Source organism: Kitasatospora sp. NPDC088779, from assembly GCF_040685395.1.
Lineage (GTDB): Bacteria > Actinomycetota > Actinomycetes > Streptomycetales > Streptomycetaceae > Kitasatospora.
This window is the reverse complement of record NZ_JBFBHW010000008.1, coordinates 108,464-130,819: the sequence shown is the minus strand read 5'-3', so window position 1 is coordinate 130,819 and position 22,356 is coordinate 108,464. Positions and strand designations below refer to the sequence as shown.

26 protein-coding genes are annotated in these 22,356 nt (G+C 70.4%); 25 read left to right on the top strand and 1 reads right to left on the bottom strand.

The features are described 5' to 3' along the window. Nucleotides 1-88: 88 nt before the first annotated feature. The gene (locus AB0P03_RS10025; protein ID WP_363628341.1) at nt 89-532 is read right to left on the bottom strand and encodes a DUF3307 domain-containing protein; all 444 of its coding nucleotides are present in this window, start codon (nt 530-532) and stop codon (nt 89-91) included. Nucleotides 533-1,229: 697 nt separating this feature from the next. On the opposite strand from AB0P03_RS10025, the gene AB0P03_RS10020 reads away from it, so the two are divergent. The 25 genes from AB0P03_RS10020 (at nt 1,230) to AB0P03_RS09900 (ending at nt 22,336) form a co-directional block, all read left to right on the top strand. Next, nucleotides 1,230-1,595, top strand: coding sequence for a hypothetical protein (locus AB0P03_RS10020; protein ID WP_363628339.1), 366 nt, complete (start codon nt 1,230-1,232; stop codon nt 1,593-1,595). A 592-nt stretch (nt 1,596-2,187) separates the two neighbouring features. Continuing rightward, on the top strand, nt 2,188-3,258 hold the full coding sequence (locus AB0P03_RS10015) for a terminase (protein ID WP_363628337.1): 1,071 nt from the start codon (nt 2,188-2,190) through the stop codon (nt 3,256-3,258). A 14-nt stretch (nt 3,259-3,272) separates the two neighbouring features. Next, nucleotides 3,273-4,667 (top strand): phage portal protein, encoded by a 1,395-nt coding sequence (locus AB0P03_RS10010; protein ID WP_363628335.1) that lies wholly within the window; start codon nt 3,273-3,275, stop codon nt 4,665-4,667. Continuing rightward, complete coding sequence (locus AB0P03_RS10005) at nt 4,664-5,620, top strand: hypothetical protein (RefSeq protein WP_363628333.1); 957 nt, start codon at nt 4,664-4,666, stop codon at nt 5,618-5,620. The genes AB0P03_RS10010 and AB0P03_RS10005 overlap by 4 nt, the downstream gene beginning before the upstream one ends. A 59-nt stretch (nt 5,621-5,679) precedes the next feature. Then, a complete protein-coding gene (locus AB0P03_RS10000) occupies nt 5,680-6,219 on the top strand; it encodes a hypothetical protein (RefSeq protein ID WP_363628331.1) in 540 nt (179 codons plus the stop codon). 35 nt (nt 6,220-6,254) lie between these two features. Further along, entirely contained in the window at nt 6,255-7,181 is a 927-nt protein-coding gene (locus tag AB0P03_RS09995; protein WP_363628330.1) for a P22 phage major capsid protein family protein, read from the top strand. Then, on the top strand, nt 7,181-7,558 hold the full coding sequence (locus tag AB0P03_RS09990; RefSeq protein WP_363628328.1) for a hypothetical protein: 378 nt from the start codon (nt 7,181-7,183) through the stop codon (nt 7,556-7,558). Before AB0P03_RS09995 ends, AB0P03_RS09990 begins: the two co-directional genes overlap by 1 nt. Before the next feature lie 32 nt (nt 7,559-7,590). Beyond that, nucleotides 7,591-7,908, top strand: a complete 318-nt coding sequence (locus tag AB0P03_RS09985; protein WP_363628326.1) for a head-tail adaptor protein — start codon at nt 7,591-7,593, stop codon at nt 7,906-7,908. After that, the gene (locus tag AB0P03_RS09980; protein ID WP_363628324.1) at nt 7,883-8,167 is read left to right on the top strand and encodes a DUF5403 family protein; all 285 of its coding nucleotides are present in this window, start codon (nt 7,883-7,885) and stop codon (nt 8,165-8,167) included. Before AB0P03_RS09985 ends, AB0P03_RS09980 begins: the two co-directional genes overlap by 26 nt. Next, nucleotides 8,164-8,583: a hypothetical protein gene (locus tag AB0P03_RS09975; protein ID WP_363628323.1), complete on the top strand. Its 420-nt coding sequence runs from the start codon at nt 8,164-8,166 to the stop codon at nt 8,581-8,583. The genes AB0P03_RS09980 and AB0P03_RS09975 overlap by 4 nt, the downstream gene beginning before the upstream one ends. Before the next feature lie 11 nt (nt 8,584-8,594). Continuing rightward, nucleotides 8,595-9,155, top strand: coding sequence for a hypothetical protein (locus AB0P03_RS09970; protein ID WP_363628321.1), 561 nt, complete (start codon nt 8,595-8,597; stop codon nt 9,153-9,155). 44 nt (nt 9,156-9,199) lie between these two features. After that, a complete protein-coding gene (locus AB0P03_RS09965) occupies nt 9,200-9,547 on the top strand; it encodes a phage tail assembly protein (protein WP_363628319.1) in 348 nt (115 codons plus the stop codon). Further along, the gene (locus tag AB0P03_RS09960; protein ID WP_363628317.1) at nt 9,499-9,906 is read left to right on the top strand and encodes a hypothetical protein; all 408 of its coding nucleotides are present in this window, start codon (nt 9,499-9,501) and stop codon (nt 9,904-9,906) included. The genes AB0P03_RS09965 and AB0P03_RS09960 overlap by 49 nt, the downstream gene beginning before the upstream one ends. 21 nt (nt 9,907-9,927) lie before the next feature. Beyond that, nucleotides 9,928-12,573: a hypothetical protein gene (locus tag AB0P03_RS09955; protein ID WP_363628315.1), complete on the top strand. Its 2,646-nt coding sequence runs from the start codon at nt 9,928-9,930 to the stop codon at nt 12,571-12,573. A gap of 4 nt (nt 12,574-12,577) precedes the next feature. Further along, a complete protein-coding gene (locus AB0P03_RS09950; protein WP_363628313.1) occupies nt 12,578-13,843 on the top strand; it encodes a hypothetical protein in 1,266 nt (421 codons plus the stop codon). Beyond that, nucleotides 13,830-16,064 carry a hypothetical protein gene (locus AB0P03_RS09945; protein WP_363628311.1) on the top strand — a complete coding sequence of 745 codons (2,235 nt, stop codon included), beginning with the start codon at nt 13,830-13,832 and terminating at the stop codon, nt 16,062-16,064. Before AB0P03_RS09950 ends, AB0P03_RS09945 begins: the two co-directional genes overlap by 14 nt. Before the next feature lie 59 nt (nt 16,065-16,123). Beyond that, a complete protein-coding gene (locus AB0P03_RS09940) occupies nt 16,124-16,261 on the top strand; it encodes a hypothetical protein (RefSeq protein WP_363628310.1) in 138 nt (45 codons plus the stop codon). A gap of 71 nt (nt 16,262-16,332) precedes the next feature. Then, complete coding sequence (locus AB0P03_RS09935) at nt 16,333-17,451, top strand: peptidoglycan-binding protein (RefSeq protein WP_363628309.1); 1,119 nt, start codon at nt 16,333-16,335, stop codon at nt 17,449-17,451. A 16-nt stretch (nt 17,452-17,467) separates the two neighbouring features. Continuing rightward, a complete protein-coding gene (locus tag AB0P03_RS09930; protein ID WP_363628308.1) occupies nt 17,468-17,692 on the top strand; it encodes a hypothetical protein in 225 nt (74 codons plus the stop codon). Between the two features lie 62 nt (nt 17,693-17,754). Beyond that, nucleotides 17,755-17,979: a hypothetical protein gene (locus tag AB0P03_RS09925; protein ID WP_363628307.1), complete on the top strand. Its 225-nt coding sequence runs from the start codon at nt 17,755-17,757 to the stop codon at nt 17,977-17,979. 169 nt (nt 17,980-18,148) lie between these two features. After that, on the top strand, nt 18,149-19,726 hold the full coding sequence (locus AB0P03_RS09920; RefSeq protein WP_363628305.1) for a hypothetical protein: 1,578 nt from the start codon (nt 18,149-18,151) through the stop codon (nt 19,724-19,726). Between the two features lie 121 nt (nt 19,727-19,847). Beyond that, on the top strand, nt 19,848-20,681 hold the full coding sequence (locus tag AB0P03_RS09915; RefSeq protein WP_363628303.1) for a hypothetical protein: 834 nt from the start codon (nt 19,848-19,850) through the stop codon (nt 20,679-20,681). 65 nt (nt 20,682-20,746) lie between these two features. Beyond that, a complete protein-coding gene (locus AB0P03_RS09910) occupies nt 20,747-21,454 on the top strand; it encodes a hypothetical protein (RefSeq protein ID WP_363628302.1) in 708 nt (235 codons plus the stop codon). Continuing rightward, the gene (locus AB0P03_RS09905) at nt 21,447-21,722 is read left to right on the top strand and encodes a hypothetical protein (RefSeq protein ID WP_363628300.1); all 276 of its coding nucleotides are present in this window, start codon (nt 21,447-21,449) and stop codon (nt 21,720-21,722) included. Before AB0P03_RS09910 ends, AB0P03_RS09905 begins: the two co-directional genes overlap by 8 nt. Then, nucleotides 21,719-22,336 carry a hypothetical protein gene (locus AB0P03_RS09900; protein ID WP_363628298.1) on the top strand — a complete coding sequence of 206 codons (618 nt, stop codon included), beginning with the start codon at nt 21,719-21,721 and terminating at the stop codon, nt 22,334-22,336. The genes AB0P03_RS09905 and AB0P03_RS09900 overlap by 4 nt, the downstream gene beginning before the upstream one ends. The last annotated feature ends 20 nt before the right edge of the window (nt 22,337-22,356 follow it).

Below are 22,356 nucleotides of genomic sequence, written 5' to 3'. Positions count from 1 at the left end.
CCCCGAAAACCCCGCCCGCCGCGCTTGGCATCCGGCCGCCCTGCGCTGGACAGCGCTCCGCACCGGCACGGGCCCTGAGAGGCAGGCGTCACAGCAGGGTGATCAGCAGCGCCGACAGCCACAGGCACAGCACGTGCCACGCCTGGTCGACCTGGAACCGGCCGAAGGGCTGTTCCGCGAAGTCCCGGCTCCCGGTGCGGCGCATCCACGCCCTGATCGGCCAGCGCCTGTCCAGGAATCCGTGGGTGATCGCCGACCACGCGAGGCCGGCAGAGGCTCCGGTCAAAGTGACCGGGAGGTCGAGGACGAGCACAACGACGGCGAGCATCGCCGCCATCACCAGGTGATAGCTCACCACATGGGCGATCAGGGCCCGCCACGACTGTGCGGCCGTCGCGGGGTTCTCTTCCCCCGGCCGTCCCTTCCGCGCCGCTTGGGCGTCCGTTTGAACCGCGAGGTCGGCCCACTTGTGGGCGGCGTACAGCGTGGCGGCGATGGCGCCGAAGGTGGCGCCGTCGTTGATTTCGATCATGTCGTCCTTTCGTGACGAATTGTCAAACAAAAGCCCCGGGCACTGATTTGCATCCGGGGTGGTCTCGGGGGTGGAACGTGCCGTGGAGCAGCAGCACGCGTAAGGCGCGGCTACCTGCCAACTGGCGGGCGATCCGTGCACGCGTCCTACGTCGCGACGGTTGGCGTTGCGTTGCGTCGCTTCGTGATGGCGACCGGTGCACGGAGGCGGCGACGGACGTCGACCACATCCGGCCGGGCGACGACCACAGCCTCGACAACTTGCAGGCGCTGTGCCGTTGGCACCACGCGCGAAAGTCGGCTCGTGAGGGCACGGCGGCACGGGCGGCACGGCCCCGGGCGGGGCGGGCGAGGCCGGTCGGTCGACACCCAGCGGACCTGTGACCGTGTGTGACCGCAGGGCATAGGCATGCAGGCACGGCCGCATAGCCATGCCCGCCCGGTGGCCCGGCGGGCCCTGGGGGGTGACCCCCTTCGGGCCGTCTCGGCCCCCGAAGGCGTATAGCACCTCGGGTTCTGTACGGGTTCCAAGGTCGCCGGACGGCCGCCAAACCGGGGCTGACCTGCTGGTTCACGCGGGTCCGCGACCGCCACAACGCCGGTTAACCACGCTTTCGAAGAGGGGGTGCCCCATGCCCGGACCGGTGCCGAAACGTTCCTCTCAGCGACGCCGCCGCAACGAGGACGGTCCCTCCCTGGTGACCGCTTCCGCCGGCAAGGCCCCGGCGGTGCCGCGTGCTTCCGGTGACTGGCACCCGATCGCCGCCCGCTGGTTCCGCTCGTTGAAGGAGTCGGGGCAGGCGCAGTTCTACGAGGCGTCCGACTGGTCCACGGCGTACTACATTGCCGAGGCCATGTCCCGGAACCTCCAACAGGGCAAGTTCAGCGCCCAGTTGTTTCAGTCCGTCCTGTCCGGCATGACCGACCTGTTGACGACCGAGGGCGCGCGCCGTCGGGCCCGGGTCGAGCTGGAGCGCCTGGATCAGGGCGAGGACCCCCGCGAGGCTGCGCACCTCGTGCTCATGGAGCAGTACCGGCAGGCCGCCGAAGGCGGGAGCGCGTAGCCGGTACCAGGTTGAGTACCCAGGGGGTGGTCGGTGCTGGTGCTGTCCCCGGTCCGCACCTGGCCGGACACCGTTCCGCCGCCGAACCGCACCCTCGGCTGGGCCGTCCTCGACTGGGTCTCCCGCTACCTCCTCCAGCCCGACGGGCCGGACGCCGGACGGCCGTTCCGCTTCACCCCGGAGCAGGTCCGCATCCTGCTCCGCTGGTTCGAGGTCGACGCCGACGGCGCGTTCGTCCGCCGGCAGGGCACGATCCGACGGCTCAAGGGCTGGGGTAAGGATCCGTTCCTCGCGGCCATCTGTGCGACCGAGTTCGTTGGCCCGTGCCGCTTCGGCGGGTGGGACGACGACGGAATGCCCATCGCGGTGCCGCATTCGGCCGCGTGGGTGCAGATCGCCGCCGTCTCGAAGGACCAGACGCGCAACACGATGCGGCTGTTCCCGTCGATGCTCTCGGAGTCGTTGATCGCCGAGTACGGCCTCGACTTGGGCAAGGAGATCATCTACTCGGCGCGGGGCGGGGTGATTGAAGCCGTCACCAGTTCGCCGCGCGCGTTGGAGGGCGGCCGATTACCGGGCCACCTTCGTTCTGATGAACGAGACCCATCACTGGATCTCGTCCAACGGCGGGCACGAGATGGCGATGACCATCGCGGGCAACGTCGGCAAGTCCCGTGGCGGTGGCGCCCGGACGATGGAGATCACGAACGCTCCGCTCCCGGGCGAGGACAGCGTGGCGGAGCAGTCGTGGCACTCCTGGTCGAAGATCAGCGAGGGCAAGGCCCGGGACTCCGGCGTCTATTACGACTCGGTGGAGTCGCCGCCGGTCGACATGAGCGACCCCGAGCAGCTTCGGGCGGGGATCATCGCCGCCCGGGGCGACTCGGCATGGCTGGACGTCGACTGGATCATCTCCACCATCTACAGCGGCCTCATGCCGCGCTCGCGCTCGCAGCGCATGTTCCTCAACCAACTGGTCACCGCCGAGGACCAGTTGATCGACCCGGCCGACTGGGAGGCGTGCACCGTGGATGGTGCGTTGTCGCCCGGCGACGAGGTCGTGTTGGGCTTCGACGGGGGCAAGACCGACGACTCAACGGCGTTGTGCGCCATGCGCGTTCGTGACCGCCTCCTCGTCCCGCTCGGCATCTGGGAGGCCCCTGACGGGCCTGCGGGCGAAGGGTGGGAAGTCGACCGTTCGGCGGTCGACGGCGCCGTACGCAACGCCTTCGCCACTTACCGTGTCTCGGCGTTCTTTGCGGACGTCGCCCTGTGGGAGTCCGCCATCGACTCGTGGTCGGAGGACTTCGGCAGTCAGCTTGTCATCCGGGCGTCTCCGCAATCTGCGGTCGGCCGGGACATGCGCAACGGACTCCAGGAGTTGACGCGCGCGAACGAGCGGCTGATGGCCGCGATCGAGCAGCACGTCTTGCCTCACCTCGGCGAGGAGTTCCCGCTCGGGAAGACCCTGCGCCGCCACGTCCTGAACGCCCGGCGCCGGCCGAACCGGTTCGGAATGTCCTTCGGTAAGCCGTCGCGCGAGTCCGGCCGGAAGGTCGACGGCTACGCAACCACCCTGCTGGCCGACCTCGCCCGCCACCGGCTGATCGAGTCCGGCAAGACCCGCCGCGAGGAGCGGGAGGGCACGGTGTACTTCTTCTAACCCACGGGGGGACCTTGGCAGACACGATCATCACTCCCCTCGTCGGGGCGGAGAAGGGCCTCGACACGCTTCGTGCCGACACCGTCCGCCTGGACCGTGTCGACAGGTACCTCCGCGGCGACCACGACGGCCCTTACACCCCGCGCAGCGCAACCGAGGAGTACAAGCTCCTCGCCAAGCGGGCCGTCTCCAACTGGCTCCCCTTGCTGGTGAAGACACCCGCGCAGGCGTTGGCGGTCGAGGGCTTCCGGCGATCCGGGGCGACCGACGCCGAACCGCCGGCCGAGTGGTTGGCGTGGCAGGCCGAACGCATGGACGCACGGCAGGCGCAGATCCACCGTGCCGCGCTGGCCTTCGGGCAGTCCTGGGTGACGGTCCTCCCGCACCCGGCCGACCCGCGACGCCCCGTGATTCGTGGCGTGAGCCCACGTCGCATGATCGCCTTCTACGACGATCCGGCCGCCGATGCCCATCCGCTGTGGGCGTTGCGCGTCGACTCCGTCCCGCAGAGCACGGACACCGCCGTCCTCGGCTGGTTCTACGACGCCACCGGGGTCACGTCGCTGTCGATCGGCGGCAAGGAGGGGACGCGGGTACGCGGCTTCACCCCGCACAACCTGGGCGTCTGCCCTGTCGTCCGGTTCGCCCCGGACATCGACCTCGAAGGCCGCGTCACCGGGGTGATCGAGGGCGTGATCCCGCTCCAGGACCGGATCAACCAGTCCGTGTTCGATCTCCTGGTGTCCCAGACGTTCGGGGCATTCAAGGTCCGCACGATCAGTGGGATGGCGCCGGAGATCGTGCGCGACCCGGAGACCGGGGAGCCGGTGTACGACTCGGCGACGGGCCGCCCGAAGGTGCTGCCGATCCAGGCCGACGCGTCCCGCTTCCTCGTCGCCCCGGACCCGGACACCAAGTTCCAGCAGCTCGACGAGACTCCGTTGGAGGGCTACATCGCGGCTATCGAGCTGGCCGTGCGTCAGCTCGCCGCCGTCTCCCAGGTGCCCGGCCAGCACCTCCTGAACGGCACCGTCGCGAACATGTCCGCCGAGGGCCTCGGAGCAGCGGAGGCGGCGATGTTCCGCGCCATCGATGAATGGCAGCACAGCTTCGGGGAGAGCTGGGAGTTGGTCCTCGGGTTGTGTGCCCAGGTGCTCGGCATCGAGTCGGACCCGCGCGGCCAGGTGACGTGGAAGGACGCCGAGTCCCGGTCGTTGTCGCAGACCGTGGACGCCCTCGGCAAGATGGTCCAGATGCTGGGCGTGCCCGTACGCGGCGTCTGGGGCCGCATTCCCGGCGTCACCGCGACCGACGAGGAGCACTGGGCGCAAATGCAGGCCGAGGACGACCCGGCCATGCGCCTGGCCGACTCCCTCGCCAAGGTCCCCGTCCCGGCGGGTGCGGCGTGAGGGCAGAAACGATCCGCCTGACCACCGAGTACTGGCAGACCCAGGCCCGTCTGGGCTCTGGCCTCGCCGCCCGTTCGCTTTCCGCCTGGTCCCGGGTCTCCCCCCGGTCCCTCGCGGCCACCGGGGGCGTTTGGCTCGCTTCCACCCTTGCCCTCGTTCGCCAGGAGCGGGCCCGGTCGAGGGAGGTAGCAGCGGCGTTCTACCGCCTCCAGCGGGCCGTGGAGACCGGGCACACCGTTCCGCCCCTGCACGGCGGTTACGACGCCCACACCGTCCGTCTGGGCGACCTGCGCGCCGAATGGGCAAGCTTGGCCGGCACGGCCGCGGAGCACCAGGAGGACGACGGACGCCCAATCGCCCTAGATCCCTTCGACTGGCCCGAGGCGGACGACGAGGCCCACGACCTCGCTGCACGGACGTCCCTCACGGTCACCGGGCCCGTGCGGGCCGGGCAGGCGCTCGACCGGCTGACCGCCGACCTCGACAACCGGCTCGACGCCCCGGCCTTCCTCGCCGACCTCGACCAGGCGATGGGTGACGCCGGGACGGTTGCCGCCGGGGCCGCCGACCGCGAGGCCCTTCGGGGCGGTCGGGACCTGGTCGCCGCCGCCTCCCGGACGGACCGCCGCGTCCTGGGCTGGGCCCGGGTCACCGACGACGACCCGTGTTCCTGGTGCGCCATGCTCGCTTCCCGTGGCGCCGTCTACAAATCCCGGAAGTCGGCCGCGTTGAAGGACGCCGACAATCTTCCGGTCGACCCGGAGGACGTCGAGAAGTTCCACGCGATGTGCCATTGCCAGACCGTCCCGGTCTACTCGCGCACTCTCCTCATCTCGGAGGCGGCGACGCAGTACCGCGAGGAGTGGAAGACCGTCACCAAGGGTCTGCGCGGCGCCGAGGCCATGAGGGCATGGCGCCGCCACCACGACGCCAAACGTCGCACCTCCGGCTGACGCCTCCCCTTTCCCGGCCCGCCCCGGTGGTGGGCCCGTTCACCGCCCTGGAGGCCGCCATGAACACCCCGCCGACCCCGTCCGAACCCGCAGACAGCGGCACCGAGACGGACGAGACCACTGTGTCGAACACCGACCCGGGCACGGAGAGCGACCCGAACACCCCCGGCACCGAAACCGACGAGACGGCGACGGACGGCGAGCAAGACGAGGCGGCCCTCCCCGAGTGGGCCCGCTCCGAACTGGCGGCCGTACGACGGGAGGCGGCGAAGTACCGCACCCGCGCCAAGGAGATCAAGACGGCCTTGGAGGCCGCGAAGACCCCCGAGGAGTTCGAACGGGTCACCGCCCGTGTCGCCGAGCTGGAAACCGAGCTGCACCGCGAACGTCTCAGCCGCACCTACAACCTGCCACAGGTCTTCGCGGACCTGGTCCAGGGCGACACCGACGAGGAGCGCGAGGCCCACGCGAAGGCCCTGTCGACGGCCTACCACCAGCGTGGCACCGGCATTGGTTCCGGCGGCCTCGACCCACACACCAAGCCAGACCCGACCGACCCGGCCGCCCTTGCCGCCCTGGTCCGCCGTGGCCGGCACTGACCGGTACTCAACCTAGTACCCCCTCGGAGGTTCCCTTGGCTAACCAGTTCCTCAAGGCGGAGACCATCGCCGCCACCGCCCTCGGCCTGCTGGAGCGCGAGCTGGTCCTCGCGAACCTCGTGTGGAACAACGCGGGTTTCGACTTCACCGGCGCCAAGAACGACAGCGTCACCATCCGCATCCCGGCCGTCCTGGACGCCCGCGAGCAGGAATGGCGTGCGAACGCCCCGGCCGACATCGTCCTCGACTCACTGACCGAGTCGAGCATCGATGTCAAGCTCAACAAGGACATCTACAGCGCGGTCCAGGTCACCGACGAGGAACTCACCCTCGACATCAAGGACTTCGGCTCGCAGGTCCTCGCGCCGCAGGTCAACGCCGTGGCCCGTGCGATCGACAACGGTGTCGCCGCCTTGGTTGAAGGCGCCACCTACACCAACACCATCACGATCGACCCGAAGGACCCGTGGTCCGGCGTGATCGACGCCCGCGCGGTCCTGAACCGGCAGAACGTCGACTTCAAAGATCGAACTCTGCTGGTCGGTTCCGACGTCGAGACCAACATTCTCAAGTCGGACCGGCTGTCGAAGGTTGACCAGTCCGGCGACGACTCCGCGCTCCGCGACGCCACCGTGGGCAAGCTCGCCGGGTTCAACGTCGTCACCTCCAACGCGATCGACCCGACCACCGCCTACGCGTTCGTCCCGTCCGCGTTCGTTCTCGCTACCCGGGCCCCGGCCATCCCCGGGGGTGTCGCCTTCGGTGCCTCTCAGTCGTACAACGGCCTGTCCATGCGTTGGATCAAGGACTACGACAGCAACAAGCTTCGTGACCGGTCGATCGTGAACATCTACGCCGGATTCAACGTCATGACGGACCCCCTTCGCACGGGGAAGCCCGCAGACAAGGGCAAGACCGCCCTTCTGCGCGCGGTGAAGCTGACGCTGCCGAAGGCGCCGTAGTGCCCGGTCCGCTGGCGTCCGTCGACCAGTTGACCGCCCGCCTCGGCTACCCGCTCACCGGGCCCGATCTGACCATGGCGGAGGCCGCCCTCGCGGACGCCTCCGCCGTGGTCCGCGCTCACGGCCTCGGCTGGAGCGACCCTGCCCGGGTCCCTGACGTGGTTCGCTCCGTCGTTCTCGCGGCCGCGGAGCGCCGGGTGCGCAACCCGGAGGGGTACCGCATGGAGCAGCAGGGTTCCTACTCCTACCAGTTGCCCGCCTCCAGTCCGCTCGGCGTCGATCTGACCACGAGCGAGGTGCGGCTGATCCGGGGGGCGGCCGGGGTCGCGGGCGGCGTGTTCGCCGTACCGATCGCAGGCCTCGGCGGGTCGCTGTGAGCCTGATCGACCGGGGCCGCGAACGTCTCATCGTGCACCCCGTCCGCGACGTTGACGACGGGTACGGCGGCACACAGCCAGGCATCGGCGCCCCGGTGACCGTGTGGGCCTCCGTTCGACCCGCGACCACGGAGGAGTCCGCCGACGCCGGGTTCACCACCGAGACGTTGTACCGGCTCTGGAGCCGGTCCCTGCCGGCGGGCCCGTGGTCGCGGGTGGAGTGGGACGGCGCCGCGTGGACGGTGGTCGGCGAGGTCCAGCACTACCGGGGCAACCGCCGCGTCACCTACGACGCGGCCCTGATCCGCAAGAGGGGGAACGCGGTTGGCCAAGGTCAAGCCGAACACTAACGCCGTCGTCGCCCACCTCCCAGAGGTGCGGCGGGAGATCCGCACCGAGCTGGAGCGCCGCGCCGCCCTCGTGCGGGCCGTCGTCGCCACCCACGTCGCGACCGGCGCCCTGGCCGCCTCCCTCAAGGTCGAGGTAGACCGCACCGACTCCACCGTGTCCATCGCGGACCCCGCCGTCGTCTCGATCAACTACGGCCACCTCGCCCCCGACGGCCGGTTCATTCCCGGCATCCACGCCATCGAGGCGGCGATGACGTGATCCCCATCCTCCCCGACACCGACGCCCTGATCACCGACGCCCTGCGCGCCGGGCTCCCCGGGGCAACCGTCCGGGTCCTGTGGCCCGACGACTGGTCCACCCACCTGCCCCTGGTCGTTGCCCGGCGCGTGGACGGGGCCGCCTCCAGCTCGGCCGGGGTGGACGCGGCGATCATCGACGTGCAGTGCGCGGCATCCACCCGGCGCGAGGCCTCCCTCCTGGCCCGTACCGCCCGCACCGTCCTCCTCGCCGCGTGCCGCGCGCAGTTCGCCGGCCTCGACGGCTACCTCAGCACTGGGGCCGAGGCGAGCGGACCGGCCGAGCTGCGCACCGGCACCCCGACGGCCGGGCCGGACCTGTTCAGGTTCCAGGCGACGTATCGCGTCACGACGCGCCCACATCCCAAGTCCCCTTAAGGAGTGCACTGTTGGCGCTTTCTGACGCCAGTGTCATCGTCCCGGCGGGCGGCTACATCTTCACCGCCGCACCGGATGAGCCCAAGCCCACCGCCATCACGGACCCGTTGAACCCGGGCGCGAAGTGGACCAACATCGGTCACACGTCGCTCGACGACCTGCCGGAGTTCGGTCGTGATGGTGATGATCCCGAGGTGAAGGGCAGTTGGCAGAACGCCAAGCTCCGTACCACCACGCCGTCCGTTACCTACTCGGTCGGCCTGAAGTCGATTCAGGCCGATGCAGAAACGTATCGCCTCTACTTCGGCGCCGGCGCGGAGGCCGTCCAGGCCGACGGGTCGTTCCGCATCCCCGCCAACCCGATCCCACAGACCCGCGCTCTCCTGATCATCCTCGTGGACGGCAAGCGGTTCCTCCCGCTGTGGCACCCGAAGGTGTCCCTGCTCGGATCGGATGCCGTCGGCATGAGCGGCGACGACTTCGTGAGCTTCCCGATCAAGGGCACATTCCTCGGTTCCTCCCTCATCGGCAACGCGATCGGCGAGTGGGCCTCCCTCACCACCACGCCGTGACCCGGTACTCAACCTAGTACCCCCTCAACCCCCTTGGAGTGTCCTTGACCGTCCTGTCGTGCGCCGACCTCATGGCCGAGGTCGAGCGGGAGTACACCGGCCTACCGGTCACCACCCGGGCCGGGGTGTCCGTGACTCTGCGGAATCTGCTCCTGCTGTCCACCGAGGGCATGGCCTCCGCGCGCGTCCTGCTCGGCGCCATCGATGACGGCGGTGAAGGCGACCTCGACACCGTCGCCCCGCAGCTGCGCGACCTCCTGCTCCTGGTCGCCTCCGATCCGAAGGCCCTGGCCGCCGAGATGGAGGACTGGCCGCTGGCCATGCACGTGCGCGTGATCGAGGCGTGGCAGGAGGCCACCCAGCCGGGGGAAGCGCCGGCCTCGGCGAGCTGATCGAGGCCGGACACGGCGCGGCCCTCCGGGCTGACTTCCAGCGCTTCTACGGCCTCGACCTCGCCGACGTGTGGCGGGGCCACCTGTCGCCGCGCCGTGCCTGGGCGCTCGCCGAGCACCTTCCCGAGGAATCGGCCCTTGCCGCCTCTCTCGCCGGAGGCCCTGAACACCGGGGCTGGACCCTCCAGACCCATCTGCTCGCGCACCTTCTCAACGCCGTCCGCTTCGCCGACGCCAACAACGTCCGCGTCAACGGCGGCAAGCTCAAGCGCGACCCCGAGCCGGTGAAGACACCGAGCACCGCACGCAAGCGGCCCGCCCTGGACCTCACGCACCACCCGCTCGCCGTCGCCCTGTAACCGCAACCACCGGGGGGCACTTTGGCCGGGCCCGGTGGGCGGGAGACAGGACGTCTGAGCGTCCGCGTCCTGCCGAACACGTCCAACTTCGCGCAGTCGCTCCAGCGCTACCTGGACCGGATCGAGAACCGGGCCGTGGTCAAGATCCGGGCCGTGGTCGACCACCGGCGCCTGGTCGCCGACACCCGCGAGTCCATGCGGGAGCTGGACGGTCGCATCCTGATGCCGGTCCGGCTGCTCCTGGACGAGGACGAGGTGCGGCGCCTTCGGGCCGAACTCGCCCACCTCACCACTTCCTTGGCGATCCCGGCACGGGTCGAGGCGGACCGTTCCGAGCTGGAGAGCCTGCGGGCCTCCGTCGCCGCCCTGGGCAAGGACAGCGATCCCGCCCGCGGTCGCTTCTCTGCGCTCCTGGGGGTCCTCGGCAGCGTCGGCGGCACCCTCGCCAAGGCCGGGACCATCCCGTCCCTGGCCGGGGTCGGGTCGAGTCTGGTCTCCATGGCGCCCGCCGCCTCGCTGGCAGCCCCGGCCGTCCTGGCCGCAGGCCTTGCGTTCGGCGTGCTCAAGACCGGCATGTCCGGTGTCTCGGACGCCCTTGGCGGGGATGCCGACGCGTTCGCCAGGCTCACCCCGCCCGCGAAGGCGTTCGTTCAGCAGGTGCGGGCCCTTGGCCCGGCCTGGGACGACGTCCGCAAGTCGACGCAGACGACGCTGTTCACCGGCCTCGCCGCCGAGTTGAAGGGCACGGCGAAGGACGTCCTGCCCCCGCTCAAGGCCGGGATGGTCACGGCGGCCCAGTCGGTCAACGACATGGGCATCGGTCTCATGATGACCGCCTCGCAGCTCGCCACGTCGGGCGCGTTCGGCAAGGCGCTGTCCGGTGCGAACTCCGCCCTGGCGAACCTGTCGCAGTTGCCCGCCCTGGTCGTCCAGGGCCTGGTGCAGATCGGCGCCGCAGCCGCCCCGGCGTTCACGAAGATCACCGCTGGCGCTACGGCCGGGATCGAGGGCATGTCCGCCCGGATGGACAAGGCGTTCCAGTCCGGGGCGATGCAGCGGACCCTGGAGTCCGCCATCGCGCAGGCACGCCAGCTCTTCGCGACGCTGGCGAACCTCGGGATCGTCCTCGGCAACGTCTTCGGTCCGGCGGCGACCGCCGGCGCCGGGGTCCTCGCGGTCCTTGCCGAGCTGTCCAAGCAGCTCGCCCAGCTGACCGGGACGGCCGAGGCGCAGGCCGCGTTCTCGGCGCTGTTCCAGACGCTGGCGGCCGTCGGGTCGGTCGTCTCCGGCGTCCTGGGCGCCGCCCTTCAGGCCGCGCTCCCGCTGCTGGCCAATTTGGTCGGCATTCTGGCCGGGCCGATCCAGGCGGCTGCGGCCGTTTTGGCGCCGACCCTTTCCGGGCTGGCGACTCTGCTTTTTGCGGCCGTTGGCCCGGCCGTCTCCGCGGTCGCTTCCGCGCTTGCGCTGGTGCTGCCTATCGGCGCCCAGCTGATAGCGCAGCTCGCGACTTTCCTGGGCCCCACCCTTATTCTCGCCGGGCAGCTTTTTGCCCAGTTGGCGGGAATTCTTCTCGGCGCGCTGTCGCCGATCCTCGCGCAGCTACCGGCGCTGCTCGGGCCCATCCTCGCCGCGCTGACCACCGTTCTCGGGGTCTGCGGTCAGCTTGCGTCTGAGCTGCTCGCGGCGCTACAGCCGTCCCTGGTCCAGATCGGCGCCAGCTTCGCCGAGCTGCTGGTCGCGGTTGCTCCGCTCCTGGTCGTCCTGGGCGACCTGCTGTCCAAGGCGCTGACCGCACTGCTACCGCTTTTCATTCAGATCGTCGGAATCGTCGGCGATCTCGCGGCAGTTTTCGCCAACGTTTTCTCATCGGCTGTGACGAATGTCCTCGTTCCCGCTCTCCGGATGATCGTCGCGCTTTTGCAGGGCGATTTCTCCGGAGCCTGGGAGCACGGAAAGCAGCTGATTTCCGGCGTCAAGACGCACTTTGTCACCACGCTGCGCGAGATGTCTAATTTCGTGAGCGAATCACTTGCGCGCATCCCCGGATTTTTCGGGGACATGGCGCAGGCGGCGTGGCGGCGGGTCCAGCAGCTCGGCAGCGACATCGTCCACACCATAGGTGCCGCCCTGTCAGGGTTCACCGCTGCCATCGACGGCGGGTTCAACACCACCGTGCAGTACTTCGCCGGGCTGCCGGGCCGCCTGCTGTCCGCCCTGGGCGACATCGGCTCGCTGCTGCTCGGTGCGGGTAAGGACCTGCTCGGCGGCCTGTTGCGCGGGATCGACCACGGCGTCGAGAAGGTGAAGAGCAAGCTGCGGGCCGTGACGGACCTGCTGCCGGACTGGAAGGGCCCGCCGGCCAAGGACCGCAAGATCCTCGCGCCGAACGGCCGCTTGATCATCCGGGGATTCCAGGCCGGTATTACCGACCAACTCCCCTCCCTGCACCGACAGTTGTCGGGTTTGACGATGGACATCCCGGCCCTCGTCGGTACGGGTGCGGCGATGGCTCCGGTCAACTCCGGTGCCTGGACCGACCGCCCCGGAACCGATGACCTGGTGTCGCTGCTGCGCGACGTCGCCGGGCGGGACGTGGTGGTCCAGATCGGGTCGCAGGAGATCGCCCGTGCCTCGGCCCTCGGGGCGCGACAGCTCAGCAGGAGGTAGCGGCGTGGGGATGTGGATCGGGCGGCCCGGGAACCTCCGGGACATTGACGAGGCCGCCGTGTCGTACGACCGGACGCCCGACCTCACGGTCACGGAGTTCCGGGCGCTGTCGGGGGCCGTCACCACCTGGACGGCCCCCGTCCAGCCCCGACGGCTCAAGGTCTCCTGGACGCGGATGCTGCGGGACGACTGGGCCCACCTGGACCGCATCGCCCGCCGGATCGACGGCCCCGGTCCCGTCGCCGTGGTCGACCCGCTCTCCGACAACATGCTGTCGCCCGGCCAGTCCCTCGGGCTCGGGTCGGTGGACCAGTGGACGCCGAGCGCCGGGGTGTCGCTGATGGGAGGTGGCTCCCAGTGGGCGACGGTGATCGTCAACGCCCTCGGGTCGGTACCGTCGTCCGGGCTGACGCTCCGCTGGAACCACCCGTCGTGGCCGGGGTATCCGGTGGCACCCGGGCAGGTGATCGCCTGGTGGGTGCCCGGTGCCGTCACGATCGCCGCCGAACTCCGGCTCACCTGGTACGACGTTTACGGGGCCGCGCTGTCGACCAGCCGCAGCACCGTCACCACCCGTCCCATGGTCCAGGCCGCCCCGGCGGGCGCGGCATTCGCCTCCCCGTCCGTGCAGTTCGCCACGGCCGATGTCTCGACCGCCGGGCCCGCCCTGCTCCGGGTCGCCCGGCCCGAGGACATCGTCTCGGACCCGCCCGCCGTGGAACGTCTCACCGGCAGCCAGCTCACCGGAACAGGGGCGCCGAACCAGTGGGCGACGACCCCCCACCTGCGGCTGGCCAACTCCGGCGCCGACGTGGTCGTTTCCTACGCCGGGCAAGGCCCCGGCGGCATCCTGCGCTTCAAGCCCCCTGCGGGATTGAGCGGTTGGCCCGTCGTGCCCGGGGAACGCGTCACGTTCACGCTCTCCCCCACCCTCGCCGCCATCGGGGGCGCGAGCTACCCGTACCTGGAGTGGTTCTCACCGACGGGCCAGGCCGTGACCGCCGTCGCCACCGCCCAGGCCGTGGTGCCCTACGGCGTCGGCTTCGTGGCGCCCGCCGTGCAGTGGGGGGCGAGCACCGCGACGAACGTCAAGATCGGCGCCAACTCCCTGACCGTGGCCCCGCGCCACACCGGGACGCCGACCGTACCGCCGGGTGACGGCACCCCGGCGTACAGCATCACCGGGTACGCGCAGGGCACCGTGCCCGGACAGCCGGACACCCGCGACGTCTCCCTCGACCTGGTGGAGGTGACCAGTGCAGCAGGCTAACGCGACACTCACCGCAGCGCTGCGGGCCGGTGACCGCAGCGAGGCCCACACCACCCGCCTGGGCGGTGCCGAGGTCGGGCCGCAGGTCCAATCGTGGTCGCTGGAGTCCGCGTACGGCACCGACCTGCCCGACGCCATGCGGGCCTGGTCCGGGTCGGCCTCCACGCAGTTGGAGCTGTCGCTCGGCGGCAACCGCGGAGTGCCGGCGCCCGCCCTCTACGGCCCGTGGGCACCGCACGCCACCGCCGACATAGCCCGGCCGGGACAGTCCGCTGTCCATGCCTGGGGCCTGGGCGGAGAGACCCTGCCGGCCTTCCGGGGACAGATACGGTCACGGTCTGCCCAGTCAGGTGGCGACACGGTCCGCATCACCGCGCTCGACGGGGCGGAGCGCCTACGGATGCCCGCCCACCTGCCCCGCCCGTCCGGCGGGATCGACCAGGACGCCTCCGGTGTCGCGTCGAGCGATTGGGTGGCCTCCGCCACCTGGTGTGTGGATCACCTCCTGCGGCGTGCCGGGATTCACACCTCACCGCCCCCGCGCACCGGTTGCACCCTGTACGCGAGCTACCACGGGGGCGCCGCCGCGAACATCGGCACCCTCTACACCCTGTCCGGTGGCTGGAACCGCTGGGACCACCCGGCCCCGCCGTTCACCGCAGCCGCGCGAGGCCCGGTGACCGGCCAGGCCACCGCCCGGTACGTGCCGACCGTGCGCGGGCTGAACCGCAACCTCGGCAGCGCCGGCTACTGGCATGAGTGCTGGTTCGACACCACCGGTCCCGGGTCCGCCAACCAGCAGGCCCGGCTGGAGATCCGCTGGGCCACGGAGGACCGGGACTGGCGCACCGCGCTGGAGATCGACTGGTCGAACCGGCGAGTCCGGGTCAGCAGTGGGACCACGGATACCATCCCGGGCGACAATCCGTCACTCACGTGGAACCCCGACCAAATGAAGACCGAGGCCCCAGGCCGGTGGCATGTCGGGTTCTGGGTCAGAGTCGCCAACGACGGTGTCACGACGGTGGAGTTCCGGCTCACCCCACCGAGCGGGAACACGATCTACGGCCTCGGCGCGGACATCCCGCAGATCAAGCTCCCACCCGGCGTGATCATGGACGTGTCGGTGGTCCTCGGCGACCTCGCCATCGAGGGCATGCAGTTCACGCCGATGTCGGCGATCCCGTCCGACCTCACCCAGTCCGATTGGAAGCGCGGTGCAGTCCTGGACCCGCCCGTCTACCCCCTCACCGTGATACCCGTGGTGAGCGGGAGCGCCTGGGACGTCATCACCACCATCGCCAAGGCGACCGTGTCGACAGCGGAGTTCGACCCGTCGGGGATGTTCCGGTGGCGCAACGGCACACGCTGGACCACCACCCCGTCCACACCGAACCTCACCGTCAGCTCGGCCCGCGAACTGGCCGCGCTCACCGTTACGGAGGAGATCGACGCGTGCCGTAACTGGGTTCGCGCGCGGTGGCGCAACTGGGCGCGGGTCAAGTCGGTGACCACGTACACGACGTCCGGTGAACTCCTGGTCATCCCGGCGGGGCGGACGATCAGTGTCTCGTGGGTGTCCGGGGAGGACCAGCTCGACGCCCTTCCCCCGATCACCCGAGGGGGCGGGGCGCCCGGCTGCATCCGGTTCTCCTTCTTCAACTCCGACGGAACGGCGACCGTTCACGGGGCGGTCGAGGTCGGGTTGACGCGCACCGACGGCCTCACCACCATGACCCTGCGCAACACCGCGACCGTCGATGTCTACTGCCGGCCTCCCGTCTACGGGTACGGGACCTCGTACTCCGTTCTCACTCCCACGCTTCCGACGGACACCGGTCCCGAGGACACATGGGTCACCATGCAGAACAGCGAGAGCCAGGCGGTGTACGGCCGCCAGGCGTACGACCACGACGCCGAGGGATGGGTGCAGGAGTTCACCTCGGCGGCCTACCTCGCCCTCCACCTCCTCAACGCCGGAAAGCTTCCGGTCCCGCTCCTGGGTGACGTCGAGATCCTGCCGGACCCCCGCATCCGCCTCGGGGACGTCGTCCGCGTCATCGACCGCACTGGGGCCCAACTCGACACCCTGGCATGGGTCGTGGGGAACAGGGTCACCGGCGGCGACAGTGCAGTGAAGCAGGTGCTCACCCTTCGCGGCGCGTCCTCGCCCGGGTTCCCCACCGATACCGGACTCACCCCCGACCCGCCCACCGTCTAGGAGGACCCGCCATAGCCGAGCCGACTCCGATCGTCCTCACGGACGAACAACTCGCCTCCTTGGCAGACCGGTTGGCCGTGCTCCTGCCCGGCTACCTCGTGCGCCGTGACCCGCCCGTCGTCCCGGTCGGCGCGCCGGAGACACGCTTCGGCGACGTCGCCCTCCTCCCCGGCCTCGTCGTCACCGGGCCGGAGTAGATCCGTGCACCCCTTGGGAGGGGGCGGGTACTCAACCTGGTACCCGCCCCCGACCATTGGGGGTATTTGCATTGGGAGACAACTGGATTCCCGGCGCCGAACGAATCGGCTCCGGCTCCATCGGCGGCGCCATGGACAGCCCGGACCGGCCCGCCCGCGTCGTGTGGCACACCACCGAAAGCGGCGCCGGCGACGGCTCGTTCGAGGCAGTCGGCGCCTATCTGGTCAACGTCGCCTCCGAGCCGCACATTCTGTACGACCCGACCACCGACCGCATCGGTCAGTACGGGCCGTTCGGCCGAAGCGCGCGGGCCCTGCGCAACGACGGCGCCACCCGCACCAACCGTACCGGCGGGGCGTGCATCCAGATCGAGGTACTCGCCCGCGCCGCGAACCCGTTCACCTCCTACTGGCGGCCGGGGCCTAACTTCCGGGCGCTCATGGCGGCGATCCGCTCGTGGGGCATCCCCGACCGGTTCCCGATGGGTAACCCGCCCGCATACCCGGGGAGTTCGCGGCGCGACCGGTCGGTGTGGCTCACCGAGGGCGGGCACTACTGCCACGCCAACGTACCCGGGAACGACCACGGCGACCCCGGTGCCATCGACCCCGCAGCGCTGTTCGGCTCCGCGGGCGGGGGCGCCGGCAACGACGATGGCGGGGGCGGCAACCCGCCGCCGGCCGTCTCCCGGGCACAGGCCGTGATCGGCGGTCTCACCTACGGGTACGGGGCCCGGGGCGAGCACGTGACCGCCGTCGGCCGCGCCCTCGTCGGCGCCGGGTTCGGGTCCCACTATGCCGAGGGCCCCGGTCCGCTGTGGTCCGATGCCGACACCGCCAACTACGCCGACTTCCAGCGGTCGCTGGGGTTCTCCGGCTCCGACGCCGACGGGGTTCCCGGCGAGACCAGCCTCCGCCGCCTGCTCGGCTATCTGCCTCGCGGGATCGAGCCGTTCCCCGGAGCCGGGTTCTTTCAGGGCGGTCGGCACTCCAGTGTGATCACGCGCATGGGTGAGCGTCTGGTCGCCGAGGGCTGCGGACGCTACAGCGTCGGCCCCGGCCCGGACTGGGGCGGCGCCGATCAGCGGTCGTACGCCGCGTGGCAGCGACGTCTCGGCTACACCGGGTCGGCCGCCGACGGCGTCCCGGGCCAGGCCTCGTGGGACCGGCTCCGCGTTCCGACCGGCTGAACAGAAGGGGGTGGGTGTGGGCGACGACGACCTGTCCGTCCGGGTGTCCCCGCGCGAGATCTACGACGAGATCGTAGGGATGCGCTCCGACGTCCGGTCCCTGGGCGAACAGACGCAGGAGGTCCGCGATCAGCTCGCCGACCACGAGGCCCGGTTGCGGACCCTGGAGGCGTGGAAGTACGCACTGCCGATTGCCACACTCGCCACCGTCGTCGGCGCCGTCGTCCAGCTCATCCGCTAGCCGGTACTCAACCTAGTACCCACCCCTCGAAGAGTGACCAACCACCGTGAAAGAGAGAGCAGTTGACCCAGTTCCTGAAGACTCATCCGGCCCGCCTGTACGCCATCGCCGCCACCGTCCTCGCCCTGGTCGCCCACTACGTCCGGGACCTGCCGGACGTCCTGATCCTCGCCGTCGTCGCGGCGACCCTGGGTGTCGGTGAGACCGTCCAGCGAGTGGAGGACGGCAAGACCCTGGCGGCCGGTGAACCCGCCGCACCGGCGGCGCCGTCCGAGGTCGACGCGTAGCCCCCTTCCCATAGGTACTACCCGCCCCACCTCCTGCCGCCAGCACTCCGAGTAATCGCAACCGGAGGAAAAGTCTCCGATTCTCCCTGGAGTCTGGCCGCCCAGCCTCCGTATGGTCTCCAGCAGACGCCGGGCCACACGGGAACGGCAGGCAGGGAAGGATCAAGAAATGAGCGCAACTGTCCTGGTGAAGGACGCAGTTGAGGCGGGATACGTTGTCGGCACCGTGGGCAAGGGGGTCAAGCCTCACGCCCTCCCCCTGGTCGATGCCGAGACCGGGGCGGGCGCCACTCTCTGTGACCGTGATGGTGTCGCGAAGGACGACATGTCCACCGATGCCGCCCTGTGCGGGACCTGCGCCCGAGTGGTGACCGGAGACCTCGCCGACCAGGCTGCCGAGGCCGAGGCTGCCACCCGGCTCATCCGGGAGCTGACCGCCACTCAGGAGCCGACCGCCGAGGCCGAGGGCCCCGCCGCAGAGGAGGAGCCCACCGCCGAGGAGAACAGTTGGACCGAGGTGCACGACGTGCCCGTACTCGGTTCCGACCTGCGCACCGTCTGGTACACCAACGAGCCGTTCATGGGCATCACCGGGGGTCGCATCGCGGAACTGATCCCGGACACCGCCGACCCCGAGTTCGACGACCAGGGCGACCCGGCCGAGCACGTGTGGGACCAGGTCGCCGACCTGATCAACACCATGGACGAGGCAGGGGCCGACCAGCACGGCACCGCGCTCGACGACGAGGCCGGGGGCGACCCGGAGGTCGTGGGAGCCGAAGCCCCCACCACCATCGTCCCCGGGCCGGAGGCCATCGAGACCACGCAGGACCGGGACGAGGAGGCCCGCAGGGGAGCTGAGCCGACCCGGGTCCTGGTCACCACCACCGACTACCGAACGGTGGAGGGTGTCGAAGAGGTGCTGGCCGCCGGGGCCGCCGTGATCGCCTCCGCCTTCAAGACCACCATCTCCATCGGCCTCGCGGTCGCCAACACGATGCTTCAACTCCGCCGGTTCATCCAGGTTGACGGCCTGCCGTCCCTCGACGGCAAGGCCAACCAGTACCAGGCCGCCGTGGCGGACCTGTTCGACCTCGCCACCAAGCAGGTCGCCGACATTCACGAGGTGGACGTCAAGGAGGTCCGCAACCAGATCAAGCGGGCCGCGCAGAACCAGATGAGCGCGGTCCTGGTCCCCTACGTCCGGGCCCTCGACGTCGCCGACGAGGAGGAGCGGGCCCGCTACGCCCCGCTGCTGGAGAAGGCGGAGGAGTCGCAGCGCCAGGCCATCGAGTCGGCCCAGGCCTACCTGGACGCCGCGATCAAGAAGGACGACCAGGAGCACATCGACCTGGCCGCCGAGACGTTGGAACTGGCACAGCGCCCGGTCCTCCTGTCGGACCTCGTCCACGACCACTTCGACATCCCCCGGCAGACCCGCCAGGAGCTGGCCAAGGCGGACGCCGCGCGGCGCCGGGAACTGGCCAAGGCCAACAAGGCAACGCGGACCGCAGCCGCTGAGGCGGACGAGGAGCCCGAGGAGGACCCGGCCCCGGAGCCGACCCCGGTTGCCCCGGCGGCCAGCACCCCGGCCGCCATCCTCGGCGACGTCGCCCAGGTCCTCACCGCCGTTCCGCTGGCCCCGGTGAGCATGCTGGAAGGTGACGAGCGGGAGGCACTGCTCGCCCAGCTCGACGCGATAGAGAAGGCGCTCGCCGAGATCCGCGACGCCGCCAACCCGCTGTAACCCAACTCCCAGGCCCCGTCCGACCCTTACCGGTCGGGCGGGGCCCTTTCACGTTCCCGGCCCCCTCTACGTGTGCGCGCCCCTACCGGTGTCAGAACAGCACCGACCCCGAGGGGAAACTGTGAGCGGCACCGTCCGCACGATCAAGCGCGGGGGCGCACGGTGGTACGTGCACCCCGAGACACACGACAAGCACCCGGGCGTAACGTCGGTCCTGTCGATGATCCCCAAGCCGTTCCTGCCGTTCTGGAACGCCCGGATGGTGGCTGAACTCGCCGTCGACAGCATCGACTTCGTGGAACAGATGGCGGCCAGGGACAAGGCCGGGGCCGTCGACTTTCTCAAGGGTGCGGCGACCCGCTACACCCGCGCCAGGAGCCGTCTGGGCAGTGACGCCCACGACCTGTTCGAACGGCTCATCCGTGGCGAGCAGCTGGACCGGGTGGGCCCCGACCTCGAACCGTACAAGCGGCATTTCCTGGAGTTCCTGGACACCGTCCGCCCCGAGCTGGTGCATGCCGAGGACGTGTGCTGGAACGACGAGATCGGCTACGCCGGGTCGTTCGACGCCATCCTCCGCGTCCGCCTCGGCAAGGACGGGAACCTCGACCCCGACGGCGCCCCCCAGCTGCTCATCGTCGACTGGAAGACCAGCCGGGACACCTACCCCGACGTCGCCCTCCAGCTGAGCGCGTACCGGCACGCCGAACGCATCATCCACGCCGACGGCAGCGAGGAGCCGATGCCGGTGGTGTACGGCGCAGCCGTCCTCCACATCACCGACCAGGGCTGGGCGTTCAAGCCCGTTCGGTCCGGCTCAGAGGTGTTCGCCGTGTTCTGCCACCTCCGCCGCATCTTCGACTGGGACCGGAACCAGTCGGGGACCGTGATCGGCCGTGCCCTCGCCGCCTCTGCCGGCCCTCTCGTCACCGGCACGCAGCGCCGCGCGAAGTAGCGCACCGCCGGCCGCTCCGCGGTCGAGCCCTTCCACATAACCCCCACCCCAAGGAGCCCAGCAGCTTGGCAGTCCGCATTTTCGAAACCGACCCCGCCGCGTTCCCCAAGGTCCGGCCCCAGTTCGCCGATGACCTGGCCTACCGCCTGCGGGCGGGCAAGACCGTCAACGACCGGCCGGTCAGCCTTCCCACCTGGCGCATCACCACCGGCGATCCGGCCGTGGCCGAAGCGATCTCCAAGCTCCTGGGCGGCGCCGTCGAACCGTGGGCGACCACCAAGGAGGACTCCCTGGAGGTCATCACCGAGGTCGACAGCCTGCGCCTCGTCATCGACGGCGCCGACGCCGTGGAGTCCAGCCTCGTCCAGTTCGGCCGCTCCGGTCCACCGATCCACGTGTGTGACGGCGTCGAGTTCCTGGAGCCACCGGAGGACGCCGGCAGGCCCTGCGGTTGCCCGGCCCTGCTGAGCGAGCGCAAGGCCCAGTCGAAGACCGGCCGAGGCCCGTCGCCGCTCATCAAGGTCACGTTCCGCCTCGCCGACTCCCCCGACCTCGGCAAGGGCCAGCTGACCAGCAGCTCCTGGGAACTGCTCAAGGTCCTTCACGAGCTGGAGAACGCCCTCGACAAGGTCGACGGCCCCGCCCTCGTCCAGCTCTCCCTGGAACTGGTGCAGTTCACCACCCAGACCGGCGTGGACGTCTCCTTCCGCAAGCCGGTCTTCAAGGTGCTCGGCCCGGTCCCGGCCGCAGAGGGGGGCACCACCAATGAGTGAGCGAAACACCGTCTGCGACTACGCGGGCGACGAGATCCACACCGGGGACCTGGTCAACTACGCCGCCCGCCGGCGCAACCGCGTCCGCGTGACCGATGCCGTGGTCCGCCGGGTGACGACCAGGGTGGTCGACGGCCGGCTCCGGCCCATGCTGCTCGTCCAGCCGACCGGCGTGGAGAGCGGCTTCGTTCGGCGCCGTTCCATGCGCCGCACCTGGGTCTCCGCCGAACACGTGCGGCTGATCATGCCGGGATACCTGGAGCAGTGAACCGAGGGGTCGACGGGTGGCACACGCCGCCGGTCGGCCCCTCTCGGCATGTCCGCGTACTCAACCTAGTACCCCGGGAGGGGAACATCGCGAACCGCAACAAGCAGCAGGGCACCCGCTGGGAGAGCGCACTCCGTGACCACCTGAACAAGGCTCTCGGCCACGTCGACCAGGAAGGCCGCCTCCTGGACCCGTTCGACCCGGGCAACGTCCGGCGCCCGGCGCAGGAGGGGCGGCTCGACGTCGGCGACCTCCACGCCGTCCCCGTGATCATCGAGGCCAAGGACGTGGCCAACTCCGCCGTTCCCACCTGGCTCCGCCAGGCCCGCGCCGAGGCGGTGAATGCCGGCTTCCCCTTCGGCCTGGTTGCGGTGAAGGAACGCCGGGCGGCCGTCGCCCGGGGGAAGGTCCACGCTGACGTCCGGACGTGGACCCGGCTTCGCCTCGACCTCGGTCTCGACACCGCGACCATGCGGCGTCGCTACGGGTGGCGTCCCTGCCTGCGGGGCCTCGACACCAACCGGTGGTACCTGTCGACCGACGTCGCCCACCTCCCCGCGCTGGTCCGAGACCTTCGTGACGCGCACCGTTTCGCGGAGGACCAGGTGGTCTGACGCTCTACACGTGCACTCCA